Raw genomic sequence first — 24,767 nt, 5'->3', positions numbered from 1 at the left:
CATTTAAGTGGTCCTGACCCTAAGCTTAAACGCGGATAAGCGCGCCGATAACCAGATGTTCCGCATCGGACTCTGCCAGTTGCAACATGCCCCCACCTTGAACGGCCAGTGTATGCGCCATCCATGCCGCAGCCGTCCGCGAATCCACAGCTGCCCGGTCAAGCTGACCAGTTAGCGCCTCCCGAATGGCCGAATCCATTATGAGCTTTGGTCCACTCGCCCGAATGACAATTTCCTGCTCACCGGAGCGCGCTTCTGCAGCAACGGACAATGTCCCGCCACGGACCAACGCCTCATTGGCCAACAGAACGAGATTCAGCAATATATTCACGGCCCGTTTAGGCATCATCTGCGCAGGCACGGCCCACTCAAGGGCGGTGCGTCCGCTTGACGTTACCAATGGTTCAATAACCAATTTTGCCTCTTTGGGATCAACTTCGGCGCCAAACCCGCCAGCGGCACCAAAGGCCAAACGGAAAAACTTAAGCTTATCGGCCGCCGCCTTTGCACTCTCCGCCAGCAAATCCATGCACCGTTGACGCATTTCGGGATCATGCTCATCCGCCAAGAGCTCAAGGCCATTATTCATCGCGCCAACAGGGCTCAATAGGTCATGGCATAAGCGCGAGCACAGCAGGCTAGCAAAATCGATCTCGGCTTCGGACATTATGTAAAATTCCTGATGGTATCTGGCGTCATGCCGCCGCTCATGGACCCAGTTGGCGGGTGTTTCAACCCTCGACCAATAAGGTGACGGGCGCAAATCCAGTTACTTGAGCGGCCACAACCACAGGCTGCCATGCGGTGATCGCGCGATTGGCAATGATGAGCCAAATATGCTGATCGGGTGCCGCTTGCGCGACGTCGGTTAGGGACGGCTCGGCCAGTCCATTGGGGTGCGAATGGAAAAATCCCAACACAGGAATTCCGCCACTTCTCACGTCCTTAGCTGTAGAGATCAATGTGGCCGGATCGATTTCGAAATAGTGAGCAGGATCGGTCGCGACATTCTGTGCCAGCTCCACCGCAGCGACACGATCCCCCGCCCCCCGCAATATACCACAGCACTCATGATCCCCCGCCGTTTCGGCCCAGTCCAGAAGTTGTCGCCAGTCGCTGCTTGATAAATGTAAAGCCATCTCCCATGTCTATGCGATGTCAGGGGAAATTACCACATTTACAGGCGTTTTGGGCGCGGGACGGCTGGATAGTGCGCTGGCCACCGCACTGCCGCAATTTTCGCGTGCCCGCATTCAGGCTTTGATCGCCGATGCCGCTTTGCATATCAATGGTCAGCCCTTTGCCGACGCCGGCAGCAAAAAAATGACGGGACAGGCATTTGAGCTTATCGTCCCTGCCCCAGTACCGGACACAGCAATAGCGCAGAACATCGCACTGGATGTTGTTTTTGAAGATGAGCATCTGATCATCGTTAATAAACCCGCCGGGCTCGTCGTGCATCCTGCGGCGGGCCATAGCGATGGAACTCTCGTCAATGCGCTGTTGCACCATTGCCAGGGTAATCTATCGGGCATTGGCGGGGTGCAGCGTCCCGGCATCGTCCACCGCATTGACAAGGATACATCTGGGCTTCTGGTGGTCGCCAAAAGCGATGCCGCGCATGAGGGGCTAGCGAAACTCTTCGCCGCGCATGACATCGAACGTAAATATATTGCGATCGTAAACGGCATTCCCGCACCACCTGCAGGCACGGTCCGCACACAAATTGGCCGATCCACTACAAATCGAAAGAAAATGGCGGTGCTACCCGAATCAAAGGGACGCCATGCCGTCACGCATTACCGGATGGTTGAGGCCTTTGCCAAAACGGCGATGATCGAATGCACGCTGGAAACAGGACGCACGCATCAAGTCCGGGTGCACATGGCGCATATCGGCCATCCGCTCATTGGCGATGGCGTATATTCTAATCGACAAAACCACTATAAAATTGGTCCAAATCAAGCCAAATTCGACCGGCAGGCATTGCATGCGGCCTCTTTGGGGTTTATTCATCCCATCACCGGCGGAACTTTACGGCTTGAATGCGGTATACCAGAAGACATGCAGCTTCTGTTAAGCAAGCTTCAGTCATAAAAGTGGCGAAGGGAACGCTTTTCCATCGGGTGCTTGATGAGGCCCGAAGGAAGGCACAGTGAAAGAGGAAAACATGTCTGCTAAAAAGAATGTTCCGGCTACGATACCTGCCCTTGGGGGGGACGCGAGCCTAAATCGGTACCTAAGCGAAATTCGGAAATTTCCGATACTCAAGCCTGAGCAAGAATATATGCTTGCCAAGCGCTTTCAAGAACATGGTGACACCAAAGCGGCTGAACAGCTGGTCACGTCGCATCTCCGCCTCGTATCGAAAATCGCAATGGGCTATCGCGGCTACGGCCTGCCGGTATCCGAGCTGATTTCCGAAGGGAATATCGGATTGATGCAGGGCGTAAAGAAATTTGATCCCGACCGTGGTTTCCGTCTCGCGACCTACGCGATGTGGTGGATCCGCGCGTCGATGCAAGAATTTATCCTGCGTAGCTGGAGCCTTGTCAAAATCGGCACCACCGCCGCGCAGAAGAAGCTTTTCTTCAACCTGCGCCGCATGAAAAACAATCTTCAGGCTTTTGAAGACGGCGATCTAAACCAAGAAGCATTGCGCAAAATCGCAACGGACCTTGGCGTCTCCGAAGAAGAAGTGAATAATATGAACCGTCGCATGGCGATGGGCGGTGATACATCGCTCAACGTGCCCATGCGTGAAGATGGTGATGGCCAGTGGCAAGACTGGTTGGTCGATGACACGCCATTGCAAGACGAGCGCGTGGCCGACGCACAAGAAGGTGACATGCGCCATGCCTTGTTATCCGAAGCGATGGGCAGCCTGAATGAACGCGAGAAGCACATATTAACGCAGCGCCGCCTGATCGAAGACCCGCAAACTCTGGAAGAACTCAGCCAGACCTTCAGCGTTAGCCGAGAGCGTGTGCGCCAGATCGAAGTGCGCGCTTTTGAAAAACTGCAAAAGGCTATGTTGCGCATTGCGGGCGAAAAACGGCTACTGCTCGCATATTAACTATCTGTAAAAATAGGTGACGGGCGGAAAACACTGCGCTAGTTTTTGGCTATGACAAAAACCAAGCGTTCGTTTTCCGCCCGTGTCCTTCGTTCCAGCTTTAAGGGCGCACTGTACTTCATTGGGGGCACCGTCGCGCTTACCGCCGTCTATGCCGTGGTCCCTGTCCCGACGACGTTGACGATGTTATTCGACAGCAACGGCGCCAAACGCGACTGGACCCCCCTTTCCGACATTTCGCCGAACCTTGTGCGTGCAGTGATCGCCGCAGAGGACGGTAAATATTGCAGCCATGACGGCTTTGACCGCGACGCCATTGAAAAAGCCTTGGCGCGTAACCAGCAGGGTGGCCGTATGCGTGGTGGGTCGACCATAAGCCAGCAGACCGCGAAAAATGTATTCCTCTGGCAAGGGTCCGGTTGGACCCGCTATCTACGCAAAGTGCCTGAGGTGTATTTCACGTTCCTGATCGAAAAGATCTGGGGCAAGCGCCGGATCATGGAAGTGTATTTGAACGTCGCCGAGACCGGCATCGGGACCTATGGCGCAGAAGCCGGTGCGCAGCGTTATTACAAGAAATCCGCCAAGAACCTGACCCGCATAGAGGCCGCGCGCCTAGCGGCAATCCTGCCCTTGCCCAAAAAGCGGGCAGTCAACGGCGTGGGCGGCTTTACCCGCCGCTATGGCAACAGCATCTCCGCCCGCATCCGCGTCGTCAAACGTGACGGCCTCGACGCTTGCATCTACACATAAAAAAAGGGCGGAGCCGAAGCCCCGCCCTGTTTTTCGGTTTGGTTAGAGGTAGCTTAGAAGCTAACCTTCACGCCAACGCGGATGCCGTAAAGAGACTGACGCGTAACCAATGCTTCGTTTGGCGCGTTCACGCTGGAGTAACGAAACTGTGCACAATTTTGTGTCGAAGCAGTGTTGGCAACGCCAGTACCTGCCGCTGTCCCTGTCGCAACAGGAGCGCTTAGGCACTGAACAGAGACCAAAGCAGCCGTTTGTGGGAACGATACCTGACGCAATGAACCCCAATCCTTATTGATCATGTTCAGCACGTTTTCGATATCGGCAAACAACCGCAGCTTCGAATTTCCAACGAAAAGGGGAAGCTCTTGGCTCAACGAGAGGTCGATCTTGAAGAAATCAGGCGACATTTGGGTATTCTTGCCAATGATCTTTCCGCGATACTTGGCAATTCCCAACTGACCGACAAGGTCGTTGAACTTAGTTTCATTGGCTACGGTATCAAACGAAACGCGGGTATCCCCAACGGTTGGAACATAGAGCAAATGACGTGCACCATTCCCTACTGTGCCGAAAACGGCGGAGCGGTTTGTTTGGTCATTCATCGTCAGGCTGTATGGTCGGCCCGAACGATATTCACCGAACAAGGACAAACGCGTTTTATTTTCACCAAAGAACGCTCTGTTGAAATCGACGCCAAATTTCCATTGGTCTTTGATCTGATAGATCGAAGTGCCGTAGGCAGCGAAGTTTGGATTTGCAAAAGCGTTGTTTGAATAAAGCGACCCTGCCGTTGCAGACGTGATAGCATTGGTGTCTTTCACGTCTGAACGTGTGTAGCTCGCGTCAATCGAAAGCCCCCAATCCCAAGACTTTGAAACCCGCGCCACGCCAACATAGGAGCGGCCTTGTTGTTCGTTGGTCATCAACAAATCTTGGTTGGTCGTGGAGATACCGCCCAATGGCGCATAACGGGGCCGCCCATCAGGAAGTGTACCGATGCTTACTGAACGCGCATCGGTCCACTGATACGCTTCAATGACATTGCCGTACAAAGCGTCAACACCAAATAACCAGCCATCGCCAAGCGGTCCAAGGTCTGCATCGTAATTGAGCGAGAGCGTTGCGCGTGCCTGACGGGCAGTTGCAATATCCTGCGCAATTGCATTGACAGGTGCAGCAGCCAGTGACGCCGTGTTGGTAGCCACGAAAGTCTTCACTGCTCCAGGAATAACGCCGTTCACACCAGTCAAAGCTGCTGCGCACAATGCAGGGTCAGCTGGTGATACGTTACAGGTTGCGGCCGCCGTGCTCCGCTGAATATCGATCGCATTGGTCCGCTGACCAGTGTTCGAATAGCTGTTCGACAAGAACACATCTGGCGTTCCACCTGCAAAAATGCCGATCCCGCCGCGAACAACCAAGCGGTCTGTTGCTTGCCAGTTGAAACCAAAGCGCGGTTGGAACACGCCTTCGCCATTGAACGTGTTGGTATTGGCGAAACCTTGGCGCGTCAGGAAGTTGGAATTTAGCGGAACAGACGTTGGGTTTTCGTACAAATCATAACGGAACCCGATGTTCATTTCCAGACCGGGAAACACTTCCCAATCATCCTGAATACCGAAAGTATAGGCGCGGCTCTTAAAGTTAGCTGCAGCGTTACTCGCATCTAAGCTCGGAACCGCAGCACCAAAGCGCACGCGACTTGCAACGCGATTTTGGAAATCCGCAAGAGAGTCGAAATAATAATCGCCCAACGACCGTTGCAGGAAGAGGTTGAAGGTATTGATTTCTGAATAGCCGAAGGTTGCCTTGATCTGGTGGCTGCCTGCGTCTTTACGAGCGGTGAAATCGATTGAGAGGTTATCAGTATTCAAATCATTCGACTGACGGCTGACGTCAGGCCCGAAGAAAACGCGCGATCCGCCACAAGCGATAAAGGTGTTAGTGCCGACGTTCGTCACCGACGTCGGATCAAGACAAACTTCAAATTGCGGAAATTCACGACCACCGAATGGTGTCTGATCACGATTGTAATCTCTATAAGATGCACGTACTTCAGTAGAGAATGTATCGGTCCATTGAGAATTCAACTGGAACACGCCCGAATTGACTTCTTCTCCCAGTTCATAGCCATTCGAGAACAATCCCAGCGCGAAAGGCGGGGTCGTAAAAGTGTTCTGCTGGAACTGCTGCGTACCAACGTTCCGGATATAGGTAAGCGACGCGCGATGGTCATCGCTTATGTTCCAATCCAATTTGGCAACGTATTTTTCGTCTTCTTCAACGGCGTTTTGGATCTGCCCAAGCGTGTCATAGCTATAAACGGACTTCGCGACCGAACTAATTTGATCAATTTGCGCCTGTGTTATGCCTGGAACTTGGTTGGAATAGCCAGCGCCTACACCGTCATCAAAAGGATCCGATTCCTTCGTTTTTTCATATCCAAACATAAAGAACAGCTTGTCCTTCACAATTGGTCCCGAAATGATGCCGCCATATTGCTTTGAGTCAAATTTCAATGCGACTTGGCGATCACGCGTTTTGTCGCCCGTCAGACGTTCGTCTGTGTAAGTATAGAAAGCCGAACCGGAGAAGTTGTTACCGCCAGACCTAAGAACGACGTTAATTGCGCCGCCCTGAAAGTCGCCCTCTGAAATGTCGAAAGGTGCCACTTTAACAGAAAGCTGTTCAATTGCGTCAAACGGCACAGGACCGCGCGAGGTAGGCAAGCCGCCGTTATTCAAGCCAAAATCATCGGAGAACTGAACGCCGTCAACAGAGAAACGATTTAAGCGGCCATTTTGACCAGCGACTTCAATTGTACGGCTGTTCGAAAGGTCAATAGTTACAAATGGATCGCGGCGTGCGACATCGCGAATATCACGGTTAATCGACGCAACACCCTCAATATCTTCACGGTTAAAAGCGGATATTGGTCCGGTGCTTGTCTCGGTCGCACCGCGAAGAGCAGAGGCGGTAACTACGATCTCTTGTTGTGTTTGAAGAACAACCGGAAGACGAAAGCTTTCACCCGCGCTCAAGGATAGGTCAGTCACCTGAGCAGTCTCGTAACCGCTTGCGTTAATACTCACTGTGAATGGGCCGCCAATACGCAGACCGCTTGCGCTGAAGTTGCCAGAGTTGTCGGTCGTGCTTGTCGATGTCGTGCCCGATGGCTCATGGACAATCGTAACAGTCGCACCAGCAACTGGGCCGGTATCGCTTTCAACGGTTCCACGAACAGATGAAGTGGTCTCTTGCGCGAACGCAGGCGTGGCGAAAACTGAAGCCACCGACAATGCGGCGGCGCTAGCGGCTAGATAAAAACGAACTTGCATAGATAAACCCCTTTGAGAAATTCTGGTTCTGACATTTCGACACCCTCGCGCAACAAGTGCGAATCACGCGGACGAAAAGGACCCTGCGCTCCCCTTGAAACCTGAAAAAGTCAGTAAAATGACAGTCAGTCCCACGGACGAGACGCGATTAGCTGAGTGCGCTGCACAAGCAAAGTTTTGCGTTGCACCAAATTGTGCACAGCAGCATTTTTGTTTATTTTATCGGCCAATGTGGCACGTTTGCCACAGTGACCTGACCCTAGGTTAGGCCGCATCCTCTTTGCTGGCCTTGGCAGACTTGGCATAGACCAAAACGGGGGTCTTGCGACCCTCGACCACGTCCTTGTCGACCACAACCTCGTCCACGCCGTCATAGGTCGGCAGGTCGAACATCGTATCCAGCAAAATTGCCTCAAGAATGGACCGCAGCCCACGCGCACCGGTTTTGCGTTCAATCGCCTTTTTGGCGATGGCTTCCAACGCATCATCGGTGAAGCTTAGGCCGACATCTTCCATTTCAAACAACTTGCGATATTGCTTCACCAGCGCGTTCTTTGGTTCTGACAGAATCTTCACCAAAGCCGCGATGTCGAGGTCTTCAAGCGTGGCGGTTACCGGCAATCGTCCGACGAATTCCGGGATGAGACCAAATTTCAAAAGGTCTTCAGGTTCGACCTGCTTGAGGATTTCCCCGGTACGACGCTCGTCCGGGTCGGCGACATGCGCGCCAAAACCAATCGACTTGCCTTCAAGACGGTTTGAAATAATCTTTTCAAGTCCGGCAAAGGCACCGCCACAGATGAACAGGATGTTCGTTGTATCGACCTGCAGAAATTCTTGCTGCGGATGCTTGCGGCCGCCCTGTGGCGGGACGCTGGCCGTTGTGCCTTCCATGAGCTTGAGCAACGCCTGCTGAACGCCCTCGCCGCTAACATCGCGGGTGATGGAGGGATTTTCGGCCTTGCGGCTGATCTTGTCTATTTCGTCGATATAGACGATGCCGCGCTGCGCCTTTTCGACATTATAATCGGAGGCTTGAAGCAACTTCAGAATGATATTCTCGACATCTTCACCGACATAGCCGGCCTCCGTCAATGTCGTCGCGTCTGCCATCGTAAACGGCACGTCGAAGGTCTTAGCCAGCGTCTGCGCCAACAATGTCTTGCCGCAACCTGTGGGGCCGACAAGCAGGATGTTGGACTTCGCCAGTTCAACATCCGCGCCCTTTGCGCCATGGTTGAGGCGTTTATAATGGTTATGTACGGCAACCGACAATACGCGCTTTGCCTGCGGCTGACCAATGACATAGTCGTCCAATACCTCGCAGATTTCCCGCGGTGTTGGCACTTCGCCTTCTTTACGGCCGTTCAACGCGCCCTTTGTTTCTTCGCGAATGATATCATTGCAAAGTTCCACGCATTCATCACAGATGAACACAGTGGGGCCAGCAATTAGCTTGCGCACTTCATGCTGCGATTTTCCGCAGAAGGAGCAATAAAGGGTGCTTTTTGTATCGGAACCGCTCAACTTCGTCATGATATGTCCTGCTTGCGCGCCAATTTCAAACGCACCTTATTGAAACCACATCCTAAAGATGCGCTCCGATTTGGCAATAGCCCAATATGGACCATGCCATCACGGCAAATTTAAGAATTTAATCGACGATAGGTCAGCTTGCGTCCGCTTCTGCATTGGCTGGGCGTTTGTCGAACACCTCGTCCACAAGGCCAAATGCCTTTGCTTCATCTGCTTCAAGGAAGGTATCGCGATCCATCGCTTTTTCGATATCCTTCAATGGTTTACCAGTATATTTTGCATATAGGTCATTCATCCGCTTGCGAATACGCAGGATTTCGTTGGCCTGAATCTGGATATCCGACGCCATGCCGCGCGCGCCGCCGGAAGGCTGATGCACCATGATACGGGAATTGGTCAAAGCAACGCGCATGCCAGGCTCCCCCGCCGCAAGCAGAAAACTGCCCATCGAAGCCGCCTGCCCGATGCATACGGTGCCGACTTTCGGACGGATATATTGCATCGTGTCGTGGATCGCCATGCCCGCAGTGACCACACCGCCCGGCGAGTTTATGTACATCCAGATGTCTTTCTTCGGATTGTCCGATTCGAGAAACAACAGCTGCGCCGTGATGACGGAGGCCATATTGTCCTCCACTTCGCCCGTCACGAAAATGATCCGTTCGCGCAAAAGCCGCGAAAAAATGTCCCAGCTGCGCTCCCCACGGTTCGATTGCTCGATAACGACGGGGACCAATGCTTGGACAGGATCAAAAGGAACGTGCATGAAATACCTCTAAGATGTTATGTTTATGCGTTACCGCCTACATCGGCGTGGGCAAGCAAAGTTTCAAGCACGAAAACGGTTAAGTTTGGGGATGAGTTGGAGCGTTTAGGTGAGCGCTGCTGCTCCATCATTCACAAACTCGATTATTTTTTCTATTTTTAGTGCCTTAATCGATATTTACGCTGTCCTCGCAAACATATCCAACACCCGCAAACGCACGCCATTTGTTCTCGCGGACAACAAAGCGCCTTAGCCTTAGCCGATACAAAAAGGGGGACGCATCGCATCCCCCCTTTTGCTTTATCGCATATCGCAGCGATTATTTCTTAGGCGCAGCCTTTTTGGCGGGTGCCTTTTTGGCTGGCGCGGCTTCAGCGTCCTTTTTAGGGGCAGCTTTCTTCGCAGCAGGCTTGGCTTCCTCGGCAGGTGCCTCGTCTTTTGCCGCCGCCTTTTTCGCAGGTGCCTTTTTCTTGGCCGCAGGCTGTGCATCTGGTTCGGCTTCAATCGCTGCTTCCAGCACGTCCTTGGTCACGGTCTTGTCCGTCACGGTCGCCTTGTCGAACAGGAAGTCGACAACCTTGTCTTCAAACATCGGCGCCCGCAATTGTGCGGCTGCCATTGGGTTTTCCTGCAGATATTGGACGAAACGCTGACGGTCTTCAGGGCGATATTGCTGCGCAGCTTGCTGCACGAGCATGTTCATTTCCTGCGCACTGACTTCAACGCCATTGGCTTGACCGATTTCGGAGAGGAGCAAGCCCAAACGAACACGGCGGACGGCGATATCGCGATATTCTTCGCGCTCAGCTTCCATTTCCTTTTTCGCAGCTTCGGCATCTTCTTCGCGGGCAGCTTCCTGCTCCAATTGCGCCCAAATCTGTTCAAACTCGGCTTCGACCATCGACGGCGGCACCTCGAAATCATGACCGGCGGCAAGCTGATCCAGCAACTGGCGCTTCATGTAAGTCCGCGTCAGGCCATTATGCTCTTGCTCAACCTGAACCTTCATCAGTTCACGCAGTTTGTCGATGCCGTCGAGGCCAAACATCTTAGCAAGATTGTCATCCGCCTTGGCTGCAACGGGCTTGCGCACTTCGTTGACGACGATGTCAAAAGTTGCCGCCTTACCCTTCAGGTTTTCGGCATTGTAATCGTCTGGGAAGGTTACGTTCAAAACCTTTTCATCATTGGCTTTCACGCCAACCAATTGGTCTTCGAAACCGGGGATCAACTGACCAGAGCCAAGCTCTACGGCCATGCCTTCGCCCTTGCCGCCTTCAAAAGGCACGCCATCAACCTTGCCTTCAAAATCAATCACGACGCTATCGCCCATTTTGGCGGCATATTTCTTGTCGGCTGCTTCAAAGCTTTTTTGGCCTTCGGCAAGCTTCAGGATCGATTCATCGACTTGCGCGTCGCTCACTTCGACAGTCAGGCGGTCAAGCGCGATACCGTCAATCGAAGGCGCTGCAATCATAGGCAGGATTTCGAGATGAAAATCGACAACTGCGTCTTTGCCCGGCGCATAATCTTCGCCGAGATGCACATGTGGCTGAGTTGCTGGACGCAATTTGTTATCCGAAATCGCCTTTTGCACGCCTTCTTGAATCGAGCTGTTCAGCGCGTCCTGAAGGAGCGAGTCCTTATGCATCTTCTTGACCAGATTGGCAGGAACCTTGCCGGCACGGAAACCGGGCATACGCACTTGAGGGGCAATTTTCTTCACCTCGGCATCAATGCGGGATTCAACATCCTTTGCGGTAATCGTCATGCGATAAGCGCGCTTCAGGCCTTCATTCTGTGTCTCGACGGTCTGCATGTTTTCTTCTCTATCTACGACAGACCCGCTGGCCTGCCAAAAACTGTTAAATGGCTTTCGGGTTCAACGACAGCCGGGAACGTCCCCTTTTTCGTGGTGCGGGCGAAGGGACTCGAACCCCCACACCTTGCGATGCCAGAACCTAAATCTGGTGCGTCTACCAATTCCGCCACGCCCGCTTACGAAAAGCTGTCGTTTAACAAACGACGGGAGCCTCTAACGGGAAAGCCGCTGCGGGGCAAGGGGAGAAGCGGCGAAAGCACCGCAGCCCCGCACCGCCTGCTTACCCTAAAGCCTTTTTCAGCAAATCATTGATGATTTGCGGATTGGCCTTGCCCTGCATCGCCTTCATCGTTTGGCCCACAAAGAAGCCAAACAATTTGTCCTTGCCGGAGCGATATTCCGCAACCTTGTCCTCGTTCGCGGCCATGATCTTGGCGATCTCCGCCTCAATCGCGCCCGTGTCGTTGGTTTGCTTCAGGCCCTTTTCTTCGACAATAGCCGATGCCGCCTGCCCTGTCTCCAACATGATTTCGAAGACTTGTTTCGCGATGCTGCCGCTGATCGTGCCATCGGCAACGAGGCCGAGCAATTCGGCAGCTTGCTTGGGATTGACCGGGCTTTCGTCCAAAGTCTTGCCCATCTTGTTCAGCGCGCCGAACAATTCGGACATCAACCAGTTGGAGCCTTGCTTGGCATCGACGCCTTCAGCGAGCAAATCTTCAAACCAAAATGCGGTTTCGGCCTCTGCGGTCAGGACAGCGGCGTTGTATGCCGTTAGGCCCAATGCCTCATAGCGCGCGCGCTTGGCATCGGGAAGCTCGGGCAAGGACGCGCGACATTCCTCCAGAAACGCATCGTCCAGTTCCACCGGCAACAAATCGGGGTCGGGGAAATAGCGATAGTCATGCGCGTCTTCTTTTGACCGCATCGAGCGCGTTTCTTGTTTGTCCGCGTCAAACAGGCGCGTTTCCTGCACCACCGCGCCGCCGCTTTCGATCAGGTCCACCTGACGCTGCGCCTCATATTCAATCGCCTGCATCATGAAGCGGATCGAATTGACGTTCTTGGTCTCGGTACGCGTGCCCAATTCGCCGCCGGGCTTACGCACCGACACGTTGACGTCGGCGCGCATGGAGCCTTGCTCCATATTACCGTCGCAAGAGCCGACATAGCGCAGAATAGAGCGTAATTTCTTGACATAGGCGCCAGCCTCTTGCGGGCTGCGCATATCGGGGCGCGAGACGATTTCCATCAAGGCCACGCCGGAACGGTTGAGATCGACAAAGGACATGGTTGGATGCTGGTCATGCATCAACTTGCCCGCGTCCTGTTCGACATGAATTCGCTCGATGCCGATTTTCTTGACCGCGCTATCCGGGTCTTTTTCGTTGAGCGTTACCTCAATCTCGCCTTCGCCTACGATGGGGTGATAGAGCTGCGAAATTTGGTAGCCCTGCGGCAAATCGGCGTAGAAATAATTTTTACGGTCGAAGCGTGACCAGCGGTTGATCTGCGCATTGATCGCCATGCCCGTCCGGACCGCCTGACGCAGGCATTCGCGGTTGGGCACGGGCAACATGCCCGGCATAGCGGCGTCGACCAAGCTGACATGGCTATTGGGTTCAGCGCCAAAGCCGGTCGACGAGCCCGAAAACAGCTTGGACTCGCTGGTGATCTGCGCATGGACTTCAAGGCCAATCACGACCTCCCATGCGCCGGTGTTGCCTTGAATGCGATATGTGGATTCAGTCATTTTCTTCAAACGCCTCTGTGCGTTGCTGGATTTCTTCCAACGTAAAGTGTTTCTCTATGTACCGGTCACGATTTAACCAGAGGTCGTAATAATCAACTGTCGAACGAAGCATATTGCCGGTCCAAAAGTACTTGGCCCATTCCTTCCATGCCCATGCACCCGTAGCCCAAACATATCTAGAGGATCGTTTTTCCATCCGCCATTGCGACATTTTTCACCACCACTTCTTGGCTTCCGCCGTAAACCCTGAACGCTGCTCAATCGCTAGGCCAGCGTTCAGCACCGCCTGCTCATCAAGCGCTTTGCCAATAATCTGAAGCCCCAAGGGCAAGCCTTCTTTGCTCAGACCGCCGGGAACCGACATGGCAGGCAGACCAGCCAGTGAGGCTGGCACAGCAAACACATCGTTCAAATACATCGACAAGGGATCGGCGTTCTTCTCGCCTAATCCAAACGCTGCGCTTGGTGCGGTTGGCGCGAGGATGAGGTCGCAGCTTGCCCATGCATTGTCAAAATCACGCGCGATTAAGGCGCGGACCTTTTGCGCTTGGGTGTAATAAGCGTCGTAGAAGCCAGCGCTCAACACATATGTGCCTATCATGATCCGGCGGCGGACTTCTTCGCCAAAGCCAGCGGCGCGGGTCGCGGCATACATGTCTTGCAGGCCAGCCCCCTCCGGCAAGTCGCGCAGACCGAAGCGCACGCCGTCATAACGCGCAAGGTTCGATGACGCTTCGGCTGGCGCGATGATATAATAAGCGGGCAGCGCATATTTGGTGTGCGGCAGGCTGATGTCCACGATTTCCGCGCCTGCATCCTTCAACCAGGCGATGCCATTGTCCCACATTTTGGCGATATCTTCGTCAATACCGTCGAGGCGATATTCGCGTGGAATACCGATACGCTTGCCCTTCAGGTCGCTGTTCAGGCTAGCTTCCCATGCGGGCACGGGCAAGTCGAGCGAGGTCGAATCCTTAGGGTCAAAGCCCGCCATCGCCTCCAACATGATCGCGCAATCGCGCACGTCGCGCGCCATCGGCCCAGCTTGGTCAAGCGAACTGGCAAAAGCGACAACGCCCCAGCGCGAACAACGGCCATAAGTCGGCTTAATGCCGCTAATGCCGACGAACGCCGCAGGCTGACGAATTGAGCCGCCGGTGTCGGTTCCGGTCGCTGCGGGGCAAAGCCGCGCGGCGATTGCCGAGGACGATCCGCCAGACGAGCCACCGGGCGCTAATGCAGCATTGCTGCCGTCATTGCGCCGCCAAGGCGAAATGACATTGCCGAAGTAGCTGGTCTCGTTCGATGATCCCATGGCGAATTGGTCCATATTCAGCTTGCCGAGCATCCCTGCCCCAGCCTTCCAAAGATTCGCAGAGACGGTCGATTCATAGGTCGGCACAAAGCCTTCCAAAATATGGCTTGCCGCGGTTGTCTGCACGCCTTGGGTACAGAACAAATCCTTCATGCCAATCGGCACGCCCGCCATTTTGCCAAGCGGCTTGCCAGCGGCGCGGTCGCCATCGACGGCCTGCGCCGCATCTATGGCCTTTTCCGGTGTTTCGACGATGAAGGCGTTGAGCGCCTTTGCGTTAGCGACATTTGCATTGAAAGCCGTAGCGACTTCAACAGCCGTAAATGCGCCGGAGGATACCCCTTCACGGATAGCGGCCACGCCTAATTTGGTAAGTTCGGTCATACAAAATCCTCGTTATCCTGAACTTGTTTCAGGATAACATGCGACGGTTGGGCGTTATCCTGAAACGAGTTCAGGGTGACGACAGTAGAAAGAATTAACGCACCCATCACTCAATCACCTTCGGCACGCCAAAGAAGCTGCCTTCCTTGGCTGGTGCGTTAGCGAGCACCTTGTCGCGCACGTCGCCATCGGTCACCACATCATCGCGCAGGCGCAGCTTATTGGGAATGACCGCCGTCATCGGCTCGACGCCGGTGACATCGACCTCTCCCAATTGCTCCACCCAGGCCAAAATGCCATTGAGCTCGCCGACCATTTTGTCAGCCTCAGCATCGCTAATCGCGATACGCGAAAGCCGCGCGATTTTGTTCACGGTATCTTTATCTACAGACATGGTGTTCCTTGTGGTCGGGATCGACAAGCGCTCCCTTCGTGCCGCTAGCATTGCGCCCGCATTGCTTCAACGGAAAAGCTTAGGGGCAGCAATAGTTAAATGCACCTTCGCGGCACCAAATTGGATTTAATTGGCCCTGATCCTAAGCGTTACGCAGATACCAATCATAATCAATGCTGGGCACTTGTCCGAAATAGCGGTCCTGCTCCACGCGCTTTACAATCGTGAACATGTCGACAAAGCGGTCGCCCAGATAGTCCCGCAACAATGCGGAGCCGTGGAAGCGGTCGACTGCGGCAAACCAGTTGCTTGGCGGCTTGTCATCACCTGATCCATCACGGTCATAACCATTGCCCACAACCGCAGGGCCGGGGTCAATCTGGTGCGTGATACCATGATGGATACCCGACAATACACCCGCCACCGCAAGATAGGGGTTGGCGTCAGCACCGCAGGCGCGATGTTCGACATGGCGGCTTGAGGACGGACCGGCCGGAATACGGAAGGATACGGTGCGATTATTGACGCCCCAAGTGGGGGCAACCGGCGCGTAGCTGTTCGCCTTAAACCGGCGGTAGCTATTGGCATGCGGCGCAAACAGCGCGAAACAATCGCCAACGCTGGCGATCATCCCGCCAATGGCATGGCGCAACATAAGCGTACCTTCGGGATCATCGGCGGCGAAGAGGTTATTGCCTTCTTTGTCGTTCATCGACACGTGAATATGCATGCCAGAGCCTGCCTGTTCGGCAAATGGCTTTGCCATGAACGTCGCCTCAAGCCCGTGCGCCTGCGCCACCGCTTTCACGACGCGCTTGTACATGATCGCGTCATCGCACGCACGCAGCACGTCGGGCTTATAGCGCAGGGTCAACTCGCACTGGCCCGGCGCAAATTCGGATATCGCCGATTCCAACGGAAGCCCCTGAATATCGCAGGTTTCGTACAATTCGTCGAAAAAGGGACGGAAATCGTCAAGCTCGCGCAGGCCATAAACTTCGACCATCTGCGGGGCTTCATTACTATATTCTGGCCGCGCGGGACGGATAGACCCATCGCGTGCGCGCTTTGGATCCAGCAAGTAAAACTCCAGTTCCACCGCCAAAGCGGGCGTCAGGCCCATTTCGGCAAAACGGTCCACGACAAGACCAAGAACATGGCGCGGGTCAAGATCATGCGGCTGGCCATCCAGTTCATAAAAATCGACCATGAATTGTGCAGCATTGTCGCCGGCCCAAGGGGTGCGGACCAATGTACCCGGAATTGGCTTCATCGAACGGTCGGCGTCGCCATCTTCCCAGACCAGCCCCGTTTCGACGGTGTCCTGCCCAGTGATATCGACCACAGCGATGGAGCCGGGGAAAAAGCGCCCGATTTCATAGACGGACAACACCTCATGCTGGCGCAGGCGCTTGCCGCGGGGCACGCCGCCAAAGTCGGTGTAGATCATCTCGATAGAATCGATGTCGGGATGCGCCGCAAAAAACGCCTCTGCCTCGCTACGCGGCGCGATGGTCGCTGATGATATTGCGCGTTTGATTGTCATGATGTCACTTCCGTCCGCCCGAATTTTCAAATACTAATAGCTCAGTCAGCGCATTGTTCAACTCTGCGGCGAGGCGGTCAACCTGTGCGGCTTGCGTTACCGGACTGACCAGCATCATATTGTGGAATGGCGCGAGCAATATGCCGCGATTGGCAAGATAGAGGTGGATGGTTGCTTCCAGTGCATGGTCCATCGCTGCGCGTGCTTCGCTGCCATTGCGGGGCGGCTTTGCGCAACAGACCAATTCAACGCGCGCACCGACATGGCTGACATGCCATTGCACCCCCTTAGCCGCAATCACCACGTTCAATTGCGCCACCAGCCGGTCAGTCATGGACAGCATATGGGCATAAGCGTCGTGCGTAATCACTTGCCCCAGCATCGCGTGCATGGCGGTTATGGCGAGCGCATTGGCGGACAGGGTCGTGCCTATGCCGCTATGCCCCGCTGGACGCGATGCATTCAGCGCCGCCATCCGTTCGGCAATCTCCGCCGTGAAGCCGTAAACCGCGCATGGCACGCCGCCGCCGATGGATTTGCCCACGACCAATATGTCGGGCTTTGGGCCGTGCGTGTTGCTATGTCCGCCATAGCCGGACGAGATGGTGTGCGTTTCATCGAGCACCAAAATCGTGCCAGTTTCATCACAAAGCTGGCGTAGTTCCTTAAGAAACCCCGGCGCATCGCGCACCATGCCGATGTTGGTCATCAACGGTTCTGCCAAGACGCAAGCGATATCGCCGCCGCGTAAAGCAGCGGCAAGCGCATCCACATCGTTAAATTCAACGACCACGGTGGTTGGCAACAAGTCCTGCACTTGCCCGATCAAGCTTGGTCGGTTGACGGCGCGGCCATCACGCAAGTCGACGAAAACATCATCGACCGCGCCATGATAGCAACCGTTGAAGATCAAAATCTTGTCACGTCTTGTTATGCCGCGGCACCAACGAATGACGGCGCGGTTGGCTTCGCTGGCTGTGGTCGTGACTTGCCATTGCGGCAGGCCGAACATGTCGGCAAGCATACAGCCCAGTTCTGCGCCCTTTGCCGTGGGCAGCATATAGCTTAATCCCTGCTCCGCTTGTTCGGCTATGGCTTTTGCCAGCGGCGCTGGTGCGTGGCCAAACATGCTTGCAGTATCTCCAAGGCAGAAATCATCGAAGATCTGCCCGTCAATACTCGTCAGCGTCGCGCCAGACGCCGCCTGAGCGACGATCGGAAATGGGGTGGACCAATCGAGCATCCAATGGAACGGCACACCTTGGAACCAGCCCTGCGCGCTTTGGGCGTGCGCTTTCGATTTCGGGTTAGCCGCAATGAAGCGCGCGATTTCGCGTTCGCGCATGTCGTTTATCGCTTGGCGGTCAATCATAGTCGGTCCCGCATCGCATAATAAAGTAACCCAAGCGTCGCCAAGGGCCGCGCGAGCCATTTTCCACCGGGAAAGCGGTTGTGCGGTAAGTTCGCGAACACATCAAAGCGGGACAGTGTGCCAATCACCGCCTCTGCCATCAATTCCCCCGCCAGCGTCGTCACCAGCGCGCCATGGCCAGAAAAGCCGTGGGCGAAAAACACATTTCCTGCGCGTCCCATGTGCGGCAGCCGGTTTATAGTGACCCCTACCGCACCGCCCCACGCATAATCAATTGGCGTGTGGGCAAGCGATGGGAACACCTCGACCATATGTTTGCGGACGAAGGCCGCAATGTCTCTGGGCGGTTGCTGCACATATTTCTCGCCACCGCCAAAAATCAGGCGTCTATCCGCGCTCAAGCGGAAATAGTTCAGCACAAACCTGCTGTCGGCAACCGCTGCATCGCTTGGCAACAATTGGTCAGCATGCGATAGCGGCGCAGTCGCAATGTTATAATTCATGATTGGGACGGTGTAGCTGCTCAGTTGGGCCGCGATACCGCCCGTCCAAGTGTCAGCCGCCATGATGACATGCTTGGCGGTCACAGTTCCTGCCCCTGCCCGTATTTCGACATGTGTTCCTGTATCGGCCAGTGTTTGGGCCGCGCTATTTTCATATATCCGCACGCCAGCCTTTTGCGCCGCCTTGGCCAGTCCAAGCGCGTAATTCAACGGATGAAAATGCCCGCCTTGGGGGTCGTAAATACCGCCGTGATAGCCTCCACCGCTGATATGGCGCCCGACATCCTGCGGCGGGACGATTTGTGCCTCCCAACCAAAATGCTGTGCCAAAAATGCGGCATCGCGCTGCATGGCATCAAAATGCGCTGGCTTATAGGCCGCTTCCAAATGCCCCGATTTTGCATCACACGAAATATGGTGCTCGGCGATACGGTTCTTGACCCGGTCGACCGCACCATACGCCAAATCAAATATAGCCTGTGCGCGTGCGCGCCCAAACGCAGCGTCAATTTCCCGCATCGACCAGCGCAGGCCGGGAATGAGTTGCCCACCATTGCGTCCCGAAGCGCCAAAGCCGATGCTGTTGGCCTCAAGCAATATAACCGAAAGGCCTTTTTCCGCGCAGGCCAGCGCGGCGGAAAGACCCGTAAATCCTCCGCCAATAACGACTATGTCGCAGTCTTCTGCAGAAGCCAACGAAGCTTGCGTTTCCCAAGCTTGTGCCGTTGCGGCGTAATAGCTTTGGTTGAGGTCACTTGCCCCGATCATTTTCATTGCTCACCCTGAACTTGGTTCACCTGTGGTGACGGGCGTTCCAAGGTCCGTTTATAAGCAAAAGGCGGTTGTCGGCTTTGCGGGATAGATGCTGAAACAAGTTCAACATGACGACGAAAGAGCGATGTGCAAACGCGATTCACGTTACACCCTCAGCAACAAATGCTCACGTTCCCAGCTTGAGACCACGGACTGGTAATTGAACAATTCATAGTCCTTGACCGCGTAGAAGATGTCAAAAAACTCTTCGCCTAGCAGGTTCCGCACGGGCTTGCAGGCGCTGAACCGATCCAAGGCTGCTTCCAATGTGCGCGGCAAGGTGCGGGCGCGGTTGTAGGCGCTGCCGGTGATTGCTTTGGCGGGCACCATCCGTTCCACCATGCCGATATAGCCGCAGACCAACGACGCCGCCATGGCGAGATAAGGGTTGGAATCCGCACCCGGCAGGCGGTTTTCAACGCGGCGGTTGGCCTTGTCCGAAATGGGTACGCGGAAACCGCAGCTTCTATTGTCTTCGCCCCATTGGACGTTAATCGGCGCGGCGCTATCGGGGCGCATCCGGCGGAAGCTGTTCACATTAGGCGCCCAGAGCGGCGATATCTGCGGCATAAACTTGACGAGGCCAGCGATATAACTGCGGAACAACGCACTGTCCTTGCCATTGGCATTGGAGAAGAGGTTGCGGCCAGTTTCTGCGTCAACCACCGACTGGTGGATATGCATTGCGCTGCCCGGCTGCCCAGCCATCGGGTTCGCCATGAAGGTAGCGTAGACGCCATGCTGTTTTGCCACCGCGCGGACGGTGCGCTTGAACAGAAACACTTGGTCCGCCAGCTTCAACGGGTCGCCATGGACGAAGTTCACCTCCAACTGCGCCGCACCCATTTCGTGGATCATCGTATCGATATCGAGGCCCATCAACTCACAATCATCATAGATGTGGTCGATAATATCCTCATATTCGTTCATCGCTTCCAACCCATAAGGCTGGCTTGCGGTTTCTGCCCGGCCACTTGATCCCGTTGGTGGCATCAACGGAAAGTCGGGGTCGACATTCTGACTGACAAGGTAAAACTCGACCTCAGGCGCCATAATCGGCTTCCACCCGCGATCAGCATACATGTTAAGTACTTTTTTCAATATCGTGCGTGGGGCGATTTCAACATCGGTTCCGTCGCCATGCAGGACATCGGCAATCACGAAAGCCGTCGGTGATTTAAAGCCGGGGGCAACGCAAATTGTATCGGGATCAGCGACCAGGATTTTGTCCGGATCCTTGTCCCAAATGTCCGCAATGTCTTCGGGATAATGGCCGTCAATGGTGCAGATGAAAACACTGCCCGGTATGCGCAGCGATTTGTCACGGACCGATGACAGAAATTTTTTCGCAGGCAAAACCTTGCCCCGTTGCACACCGTTAATGTCAGGCACGATGCACTCAACCTCATCGATTTTGTGCTCAGCGATCCAATTCGCAAGATTGACGGACATTTTTTTCACCAGTTTTTCGGAAGACGAATAAGCGCATGCCGGACTTGAAAGGTCAAGCCCGGCATGTGTCTATTCTACATCGACCGGCGTTTTGCCGCGCCGAAAACGCTCAATTCAGCATCAGAAGCCGTAGCTTACCGTGAAAATTAGTCCAGACGAGCTGTCCTTGGGTGCGAAGATCGAACGGCGGTTGGTGTCAACATAAGACGCACCAAGTGTGAAACCGGAAACAGCCGCGTTCAAGCCAAGCGACCAATCGAGCTTGTCACTACCAGAGGTAAACGCGCCATCTTCCATGCCCAATGTTCCGACGATTGAAATCGGGGAATTGGGCACTGCGATGGTGGCATTGGAACCAAGATAGATATTGTCGTCATTGCCGGTGTTGTCTTGGCTTGGGACATAGCTCAATTGCACACCCAGCGTTGCCGGGCCAAAGGTTGAACCCAGCTTTCCAGTGAACTCAACATAATTGACGCTCGAAACGCCTGGATAGACATAATAAGTTGCGCCAATGTCATAGGTTAATTTGTCGCCGCCGCTAAAGCCCGCGTAGAGATCAAGTTCAAGATCGTCGCCGGCATTATCGGCAATATTGGAACCCCAAGCGCCAACATATAGGCCAGACTCATGTTTGACCGTCAAATAAGGCTGGATCGCAAAACCCTTATCGGAAAGCGATACGCCCCGAAAACGATAGTCGGACACCAGAGCAGCGCCGCCAGATACCGTGATTGGGCCAGCAGCTTCAGCCGCTTCGTCTTGTGCGAAAGCAGGTGCCGACAACGCCATCGCGCTGATCGCAACGCTGATGCCTGCCAATTTTAACATGGAATTACGCATAATTTTACCCCTTCTTTAGGTATAATAGATACTAGCCTGATAGCCACGCAATGCGCCACCAACGGCCTATGCCGTTCTCTTCCCGCTAAATCTGTTTGCCCACGCAATGGCTGGCTTTGCCTTTACCGATGCTTTTATTGTGCACGTGCACACAAACATTAAAGCGTTCCCCAAGCAAGCAATTTTGTCGCAACCTCATTGTCCTTTTTAAGTCATGTGACATAACGGACACAGTCTTGCGCAATTCTAGACACCATTTATGTCGGGCAAGTCACCGCAATGTTACCAGTGCCTGATCGTCGCGTTTAAGCCGCTTTATGTATCGAAAAGACGGGGAGGAACCGCTCGGTTCACCACTTCGCGCAACGCAAATGCGGTTTCGATCCGCGCGACCCGCGGCAACCGAGCGATTTCTTGGCGGTGAATGATTTCATAATCCTCAATAGATGCGGCGCGCACGACCAGCAGATAATCATTCCGCCCGCTCATGAGGTGACAACGGATGGTCGACGGGCTGTTGACGACCGCTGCCTCAAACGCAGCCATCGCCTCCTCGCTTTGACTATCGAGGGTGATTGTCACCATGACCGTCGCCCCCAGCCCCAGCTTGCGCAAATTTACATCGGCCCGATAGCCGCGCAATATGCCTTCATCTTCCAAGGCTTTTTGCCGCCGCGCCGCCGCGCTTGGGGATAGTCCAGCCGCCTCCCCCAGCTCCATCTGAGTCGCGCGGCCATTTGCCACTAACGCGCCCAGTAATTTACGGTCCGCCCGATCAAGTTGCATATTATTTTTATCCAATAGACGAAATACGACGAATATATGCACCAAATGTCCATATAAGTCGAATCTTTGCGCAGTTTCGGCGTCACGACAATGCTAGTCTTCATCATCATATATTGAGGAGCAGAATTCATGCGTGTTGGCGTCCCGAGCGAAATCAAGGTTCATGAATATCGCGTTGGCCTAACGCCCGGTGCGGTCCGCGAATATGTGGCCGATGGCCATCAGGTTTTGGTGCAATCGGGCGCTGGCGCTGGCATCATGGCAAGTGACGAGGCCTATCGCGCGGCAGGTGCCGAAATCGCAGCAACGGCAGCGGAAATTTTCGCAGGCTGCGACATGATCGTTAAGGTCAAGGAACCACAGCCAAGCGAGTGGGTGCAGCTTTGCCCCGGCCAATTGCTGTTCACCTATTTGCACCTTGCACCCGATCCAGAACAAGCAAAGGGCCTCATCGCCAGCGGATGCACCGCCATTGCCTATGAAACCGTAACCGATGATCGTGGCACCCTGCCCCTATTGGCGCCCATGAGCGAAGTCGCTGGCCGCCTCGCAATTGAAGCGGCTGGCCAAGCCATGCGCCGCAGCGAAGGTGGCGCAGGCATATTGCTCGGCGGTGTCCCGGGTGTGGCTGCTGGCCGTGTGACCGTACTGGGCGGCGGCGTTGTTGGCACGCATGCGGCGCGTATGGCCGTTGGCCTTGGCGCAGAGGTCACCATTGTTGACCGTTCGATCCCCCGCCTGCGCCAACTCGACGACATGTTCAACGGACGGGTGCGCACGCGCTATTCGACGCTTGAAACTATCGACCATGAAATAAGTATAGCCGACGCCGTCATTGGCGCAGTGCTTATTCCCGGTGCAAGCGCGCCACGCCTTGTGACCCGCGAGATGCTGAAACGGATGAAGCCGGGGGCGGTCTTAGTCGATGTCGCCATTGACCAAGGGGGTTGCTTTGAAACATCACGCCCCACCACCCATGCCGAACCAACCTATGTTGTTGACGGCATCATCCATTATTGCGTCGCCAATATGCCCGGTGCCGTCCCGCAGACCAGCGCCGCCGCGCTCAACAACGCGACCTTGCCTTATGGCCTTGCGCTTGCCAACAAGGGCATAGCTGCGTTGGACAGCAGCACAGAAACTGGACGCGGCTTGCGCGCCGGTTTGAACGTGCATCAGGGCAAAGTTACCAGCCAAGCCGTTGCAGAAAGCCTCAATTTGGACTTTGTTGCACCGGAAACGGCTCTCACTGCGTGACTTGACCACCTGCCAGTGCTAACCCCATAGCATGGGTAAAAAGGGACGCATTACGGCGCATCAAATTGCGGCGATGCTTGGGGTGTCGCAGCCCACCGTGTCGCGTGCCTTGCGCGGGGATAAGAAAGTCAATGAAACCACGCGCGCGCGCATCGTCGCGCTGGCGAACGAACTCAATTATTCGGTTGACCATAATGCGCTGCGCTTGCGCACGCAGCAGACATATTCGATCGCACTTGTCATCCTGTGTCGGCAGGGTGAAAATAAGGCGAATATCAACCCGTTTTATCTGTCGTTATTGGGCTGCATTGCGGCGTCGGCTTCCGAACGGGGCTATAATCTGATCATCTCATTTCAGGATTCACCTGCCAATTTCTTTGCCAATTATACGGGCACCCGACAGGCCGATGGCCTCATCGTCATTGGTAGCGGTCAGAATATTGCCGGTTGGCAGTTTTTCGGCGAATATGCCCGGCACAAAACACCAATGATCTGCTGGGGCGCCAGCAAAGAAGACCTGATTTCGATCAAAAGTGACAATGTTGAAGGCGCGCAACTGGCCATTGACCATTTGTTGCAACAGGGTTGTAAAAACATTGCCTATATTGGCCCCACCCATAGCGAGCAGCCGCAGTTTCAGGACCGGCTGACAACCTATATGGCGCAGATGGCGGATAAGGGGATGCAGCCCATTTGCCCGCCGCTGCCCGAAAACGCAGTGCGTGAAGACCAAGGCTATGCCGCAGTAAAAGGCCTCTTCCGCGACAAAATCGCTTTCGATGGCTTGTTCTGTGCGAATGATTTTATCGCGCTCGGTGCCATGCGCGCGCTCGAGGAACAGGACATCAACATTGGTCAGGATGTCCGCGTCATCGGGTTTGATGGCATAGCGATGGGCGCTTATGCGCAGCCGCCACTTACAACCATTGAGCAGGATTATGTACAAGCCGGCGAAATGCTGGTCGAAGCTTTGATCGCCGTGCTCAAAGGCGAAGCGCTCAGCATCGCGCCTGTTCCGGTAAGGCTGCTCACACGCGGAACAGCCTGAAACCAGAGCG

20 protein-coding genes and 1 tRNA gene are annotated in these 24,767 nt (G+C 54.7%); 5 read left to right on the top strand and 16 right to left on the bottom strand.

What is annotated here, in order from left to right; all coding sequences use genetic code 11:
- Window positions 1-25 precede the first annotated feature (25 nt).
- Complete coding sequence (locus Q0O07_RS07755; RefSeq protein WP_295492251.1) at window positions 26-667, bottom strand: histidine phosphotransferase family protein; 642 nt, start codon at window positions 665-667, stop codon at window positions 26-28.
- 64 nt (window positions 668-731) lie between these two features.
- Complete coding sequence (locus Q0O07_RS07750; RefSeq protein WP_295492249.1) at window positions 732-1,139, bottom strand: M67 family metallopeptidase; 408 nt, start codon at window positions 1,137-1,139, stop codon at window positions 732-734.
- A gap of 16 nt (window positions 1,140-1,155) precedes the next feature.
- On the opposite strand from Q0O07_RS07750, the gene Q0O07_RS07745 reads away from it, so the two are divergent.
- The 3 genes from Q0O07_RS07745 to mtgA all read left to right on the top strand — a co-directional run bounded on the left by Q0O07_RS07745 (window position 1,156) and on the right by mtgA (window position 3,829).
- Window positions 1,156-2,097: an RluA family pseudouridine synthase gene (locus Q0O07_RS07745; protein WP_295492247.1), complete on the top strand. Its 942-nt coding sequence runs from the start codon at window positions 1,156-1,158 to the stop codon at window positions 2,095-2,097.
- Between the two features lie 73 nt (window positions 2,098-2,170).
- The gene (rpoH, locus tag Q0O07_RS07740) at window positions 2,171-3,076 is read left to right on the top strand and encodes an RNA polymerase sigma factor RpoH (protein ID WP_295492245.1); all 906 of its coding nucleotides are present in this window, start codon (window positions 2,171-2,173) and stop codon (window positions 3,074-3,076) included.
- Window positions 3,077-3,127: 51 nt separating this feature from the next.
- Entirely contained in the window at window positions 3,128-3,829 is a 702-nt protein-coding gene (gene mtgA, locus Q0O07_RS07735; protein ID WP_295492243.1) for a monofunctional biosynthetic peptidoglycan transglycosylase, read from the top strand.
- A gap of 53 nt (window positions 3,830-3,882) precedes the next feature.
- Here the strand turns inward: mtgA and Q0O07_RS07730 are convergent, their stop codons facing one another.
- The 14 genes from Q0O07_RS07730 to Q0O07_RS07665 all read right to left on the bottom strand — a co-directional run bounded on the left by Q0O07_RS07730 (window position 3,883) and on the right by Q0O07_RS07665 (window position 22,452).
- Window positions 3,883-7,167 (bottom strand): TonB-dependent receptor, encoded by a 3,285-nt coding sequence (locus Q0O07_RS07730; RefSeq protein ID WP_295492241.1) that lies wholly within the window; start codon window positions 7,165-7,167, stop codon window positions 3,883-3,885.
- Window positions 7,168-7,431: 264 nt separating this feature from the next.
- Window positions 7,432-8,703, bottom strand: coding sequence for an ATP-dependent Clp protease ATP-binding subunit ClpX (clpX, locus tag Q0O07_RS07725; RefSeq protein ID WP_295492239.1), 1,272 nt, complete (start codon window positions 8,701-8,703; stop codon window positions 7,432-7,434).
- Between the two features lie 133 nt (window positions 8,704-8,836).
- Window positions 8,837-9,469, bottom strand: a complete 633-nt coding sequence (locus tag Q0O07_RS07720; RefSeq protein ID WP_295492237.1) for an ATP-dependent Clp protease proteolytic subunit — start codon at window positions 9,467-9,469, stop codon at window positions 8,837-8,839.
- Window positions 9,470-9,788: 319 nt separating this feature from the next.
- The gene (tig, locus tag Q0O07_RS07715; RefSeq protein WP_295492235.1) at window positions 9,789-11,288 is read right to left on the bottom strand and encodes a trigger factor; all 1,500 of its coding nucleotides are present in this window, start codon (window positions 11,286-11,288) and stop codon (window positions 9,789-9,791) included.
- Between the two features lie 94 nt (window positions 11,289-11,382).
- Window positions 11,383-11,467: transfer RNA gene (locus Q0O07_RS07710), tRNA-Leu, on the bottom strand.
- A gap of 104 nt (window positions 11,468-11,571) precedes the next feature.
- Entirely contained in the window at window positions 11,572-13,044 is a 1,473-nt protein-coding gene (gene gatB, locus Q0O07_RS07705) for an Asp-tRNA(Asn)/Glu-tRNA(Gln) amidotransferase subunit GatB (RefSeq protein WP_295492233.1), read from the bottom strand.
- A gap of 214 nt (window positions 13,045-13,258) precedes the next feature.
- A complete protein-coding gene (gene gatA, locus Q0O07_RS07700) occupies window positions 13,259-14,743 on the bottom strand; it encodes an Asp-tRNA(Asn)/Glu-tRNA(Gln) amidotransferase subunit GatA (protein WP_295492230.1) in 1,485 nt (494 codons plus the stop codon).
- Between the two features lie 106 nt (window positions 14,744-14,849).
- On the bottom strand, window positions 14,850-15,137 hold the full coding sequence (gene gatC / locus Q0O07_RS07695; protein WP_295492228.1) for an Asp-tRNA(Asn)/Glu-tRNA(Gln) amidotransferase subunit GatC: 288 nt from the start codon (window positions 15,135-15,137) through the stop codon (window positions 14,850-14,852).
- Window positions 15,138-15,279: 142 nt separating this feature from the next.
- Window positions 15,280-16,683 (bottom strand): glutamine synthetase family protein, encoded by a 1,404-nt coding sequence (locus Q0O07_RS07690; RefSeq protein ID WP_295492226.1) that lies wholly within the window; start codon window positions 16,681-16,683, stop codon window positions 15,280-15,282.
- Window positions 16,684-16,687: 4 nt separating this feature from the next.
- Window positions 16,688-18,055, bottom strand: a complete 1,368-nt coding sequence (locus Q0O07_RS07685; protein WP_295492224.1) for an aspartate aminotransferase family protein — start codon at window positions 18,053-18,055, stop codon at window positions 16,688-16,690.
- Window positions 18,052-19,332, bottom strand: coding sequence for an FAD-binding oxidoreductase (locus Q0O07_RS07680; protein WP_295492222.1), 1,281 nt, complete (start codon window positions 19,330-19,332; stop codon window positions 18,052-18,054). Before Q0O07_RS07680 ends, Q0O07_RS07685 begins: the two co-directional genes overlap by 4 nt.
- A 144-nt stretch (window positions 19,333-19,476) precedes the next feature.
- Complete coding sequence (locus Q0O07_RS07675; RefSeq protein WP_295492220.1) at window positions 19,477-20,823, bottom strand: glutamine synthetase family protein; 1,347 nt, start codon at window positions 20,821-20,823, stop codon at window positions 19,477-19,479.
- Window positions 20,824-20,943: 120 nt separating this feature from the next.
- The gene (locus Q0O07_RS07670; protein WP_295492218.1) at window positions 20,944-21,666 is read right to left on the bottom strand and encodes a TorF family putative porin; all 723 of its coding nucleotides are present in this window, start codon (window positions 21,664-21,666) and stop codon (window positions 20,944-20,946) included.
- Window positions 21,667-21,981: 315 nt separating this feature from the next.
- Window positions 21,982-22,452, bottom strand: coding sequence for an Lrp/AsnC family transcriptional regulator (locus Q0O07_RS07665; protein ID WP_295492216.1), 471 nt, complete (start codon window positions 22,450-22,452; stop codon window positions 21,982-21,984).
- A 129-nt stretch (window positions 22,453-22,581) separates the two neighbouring features.
- On the opposite strand from Q0O07_RS07665, the gene ald reads away from it, so the two are divergent.
- Both ald and Q0O07_RS07655 read left to right on the top strand, forming a co-directional pair.
- The gene (gene ald / locus Q0O07_RS07660; RefSeq protein WP_295492214.1) at window positions 22,582-23,709 is read left to right on the top strand and encodes an alanine dehydrogenase; all 1,128 of its coding nucleotides are present in this window, start codon (window positions 22,582-22,584) and stop codon (window positions 23,707-23,709) included.
- 31 nt (window positions 23,710-23,740) lie between these two features.
- Window positions 23,741-24,757: a LacI family DNA-binding transcriptional regulator gene (locus Q0O07_RS07655; RefSeq protein ID WP_295492212.1), complete on the top strand. Its 1,017-nt coding sequence runs from the start codon at window positions 23,741-23,743 to the stop codon at window positions 24,755-24,757.
- The last annotated feature ends 10 nt before the right edge of the window (window positions 24,758-24,767 follow it).

This window comes from Sphingorhabdus sp. EL138, from assembly GCF_945890115.1.
Lineage (GTDB): Bacteria > Pseudomonadota > Alphaproteobacteria > Sphingomonadales > Sphingomonadaceae > Sphingorhabdus_B.
Note: the sequence above shows the minus strand (reverse complement) of the source record. Positions and strands in the feature narration are given on the sequence as shown.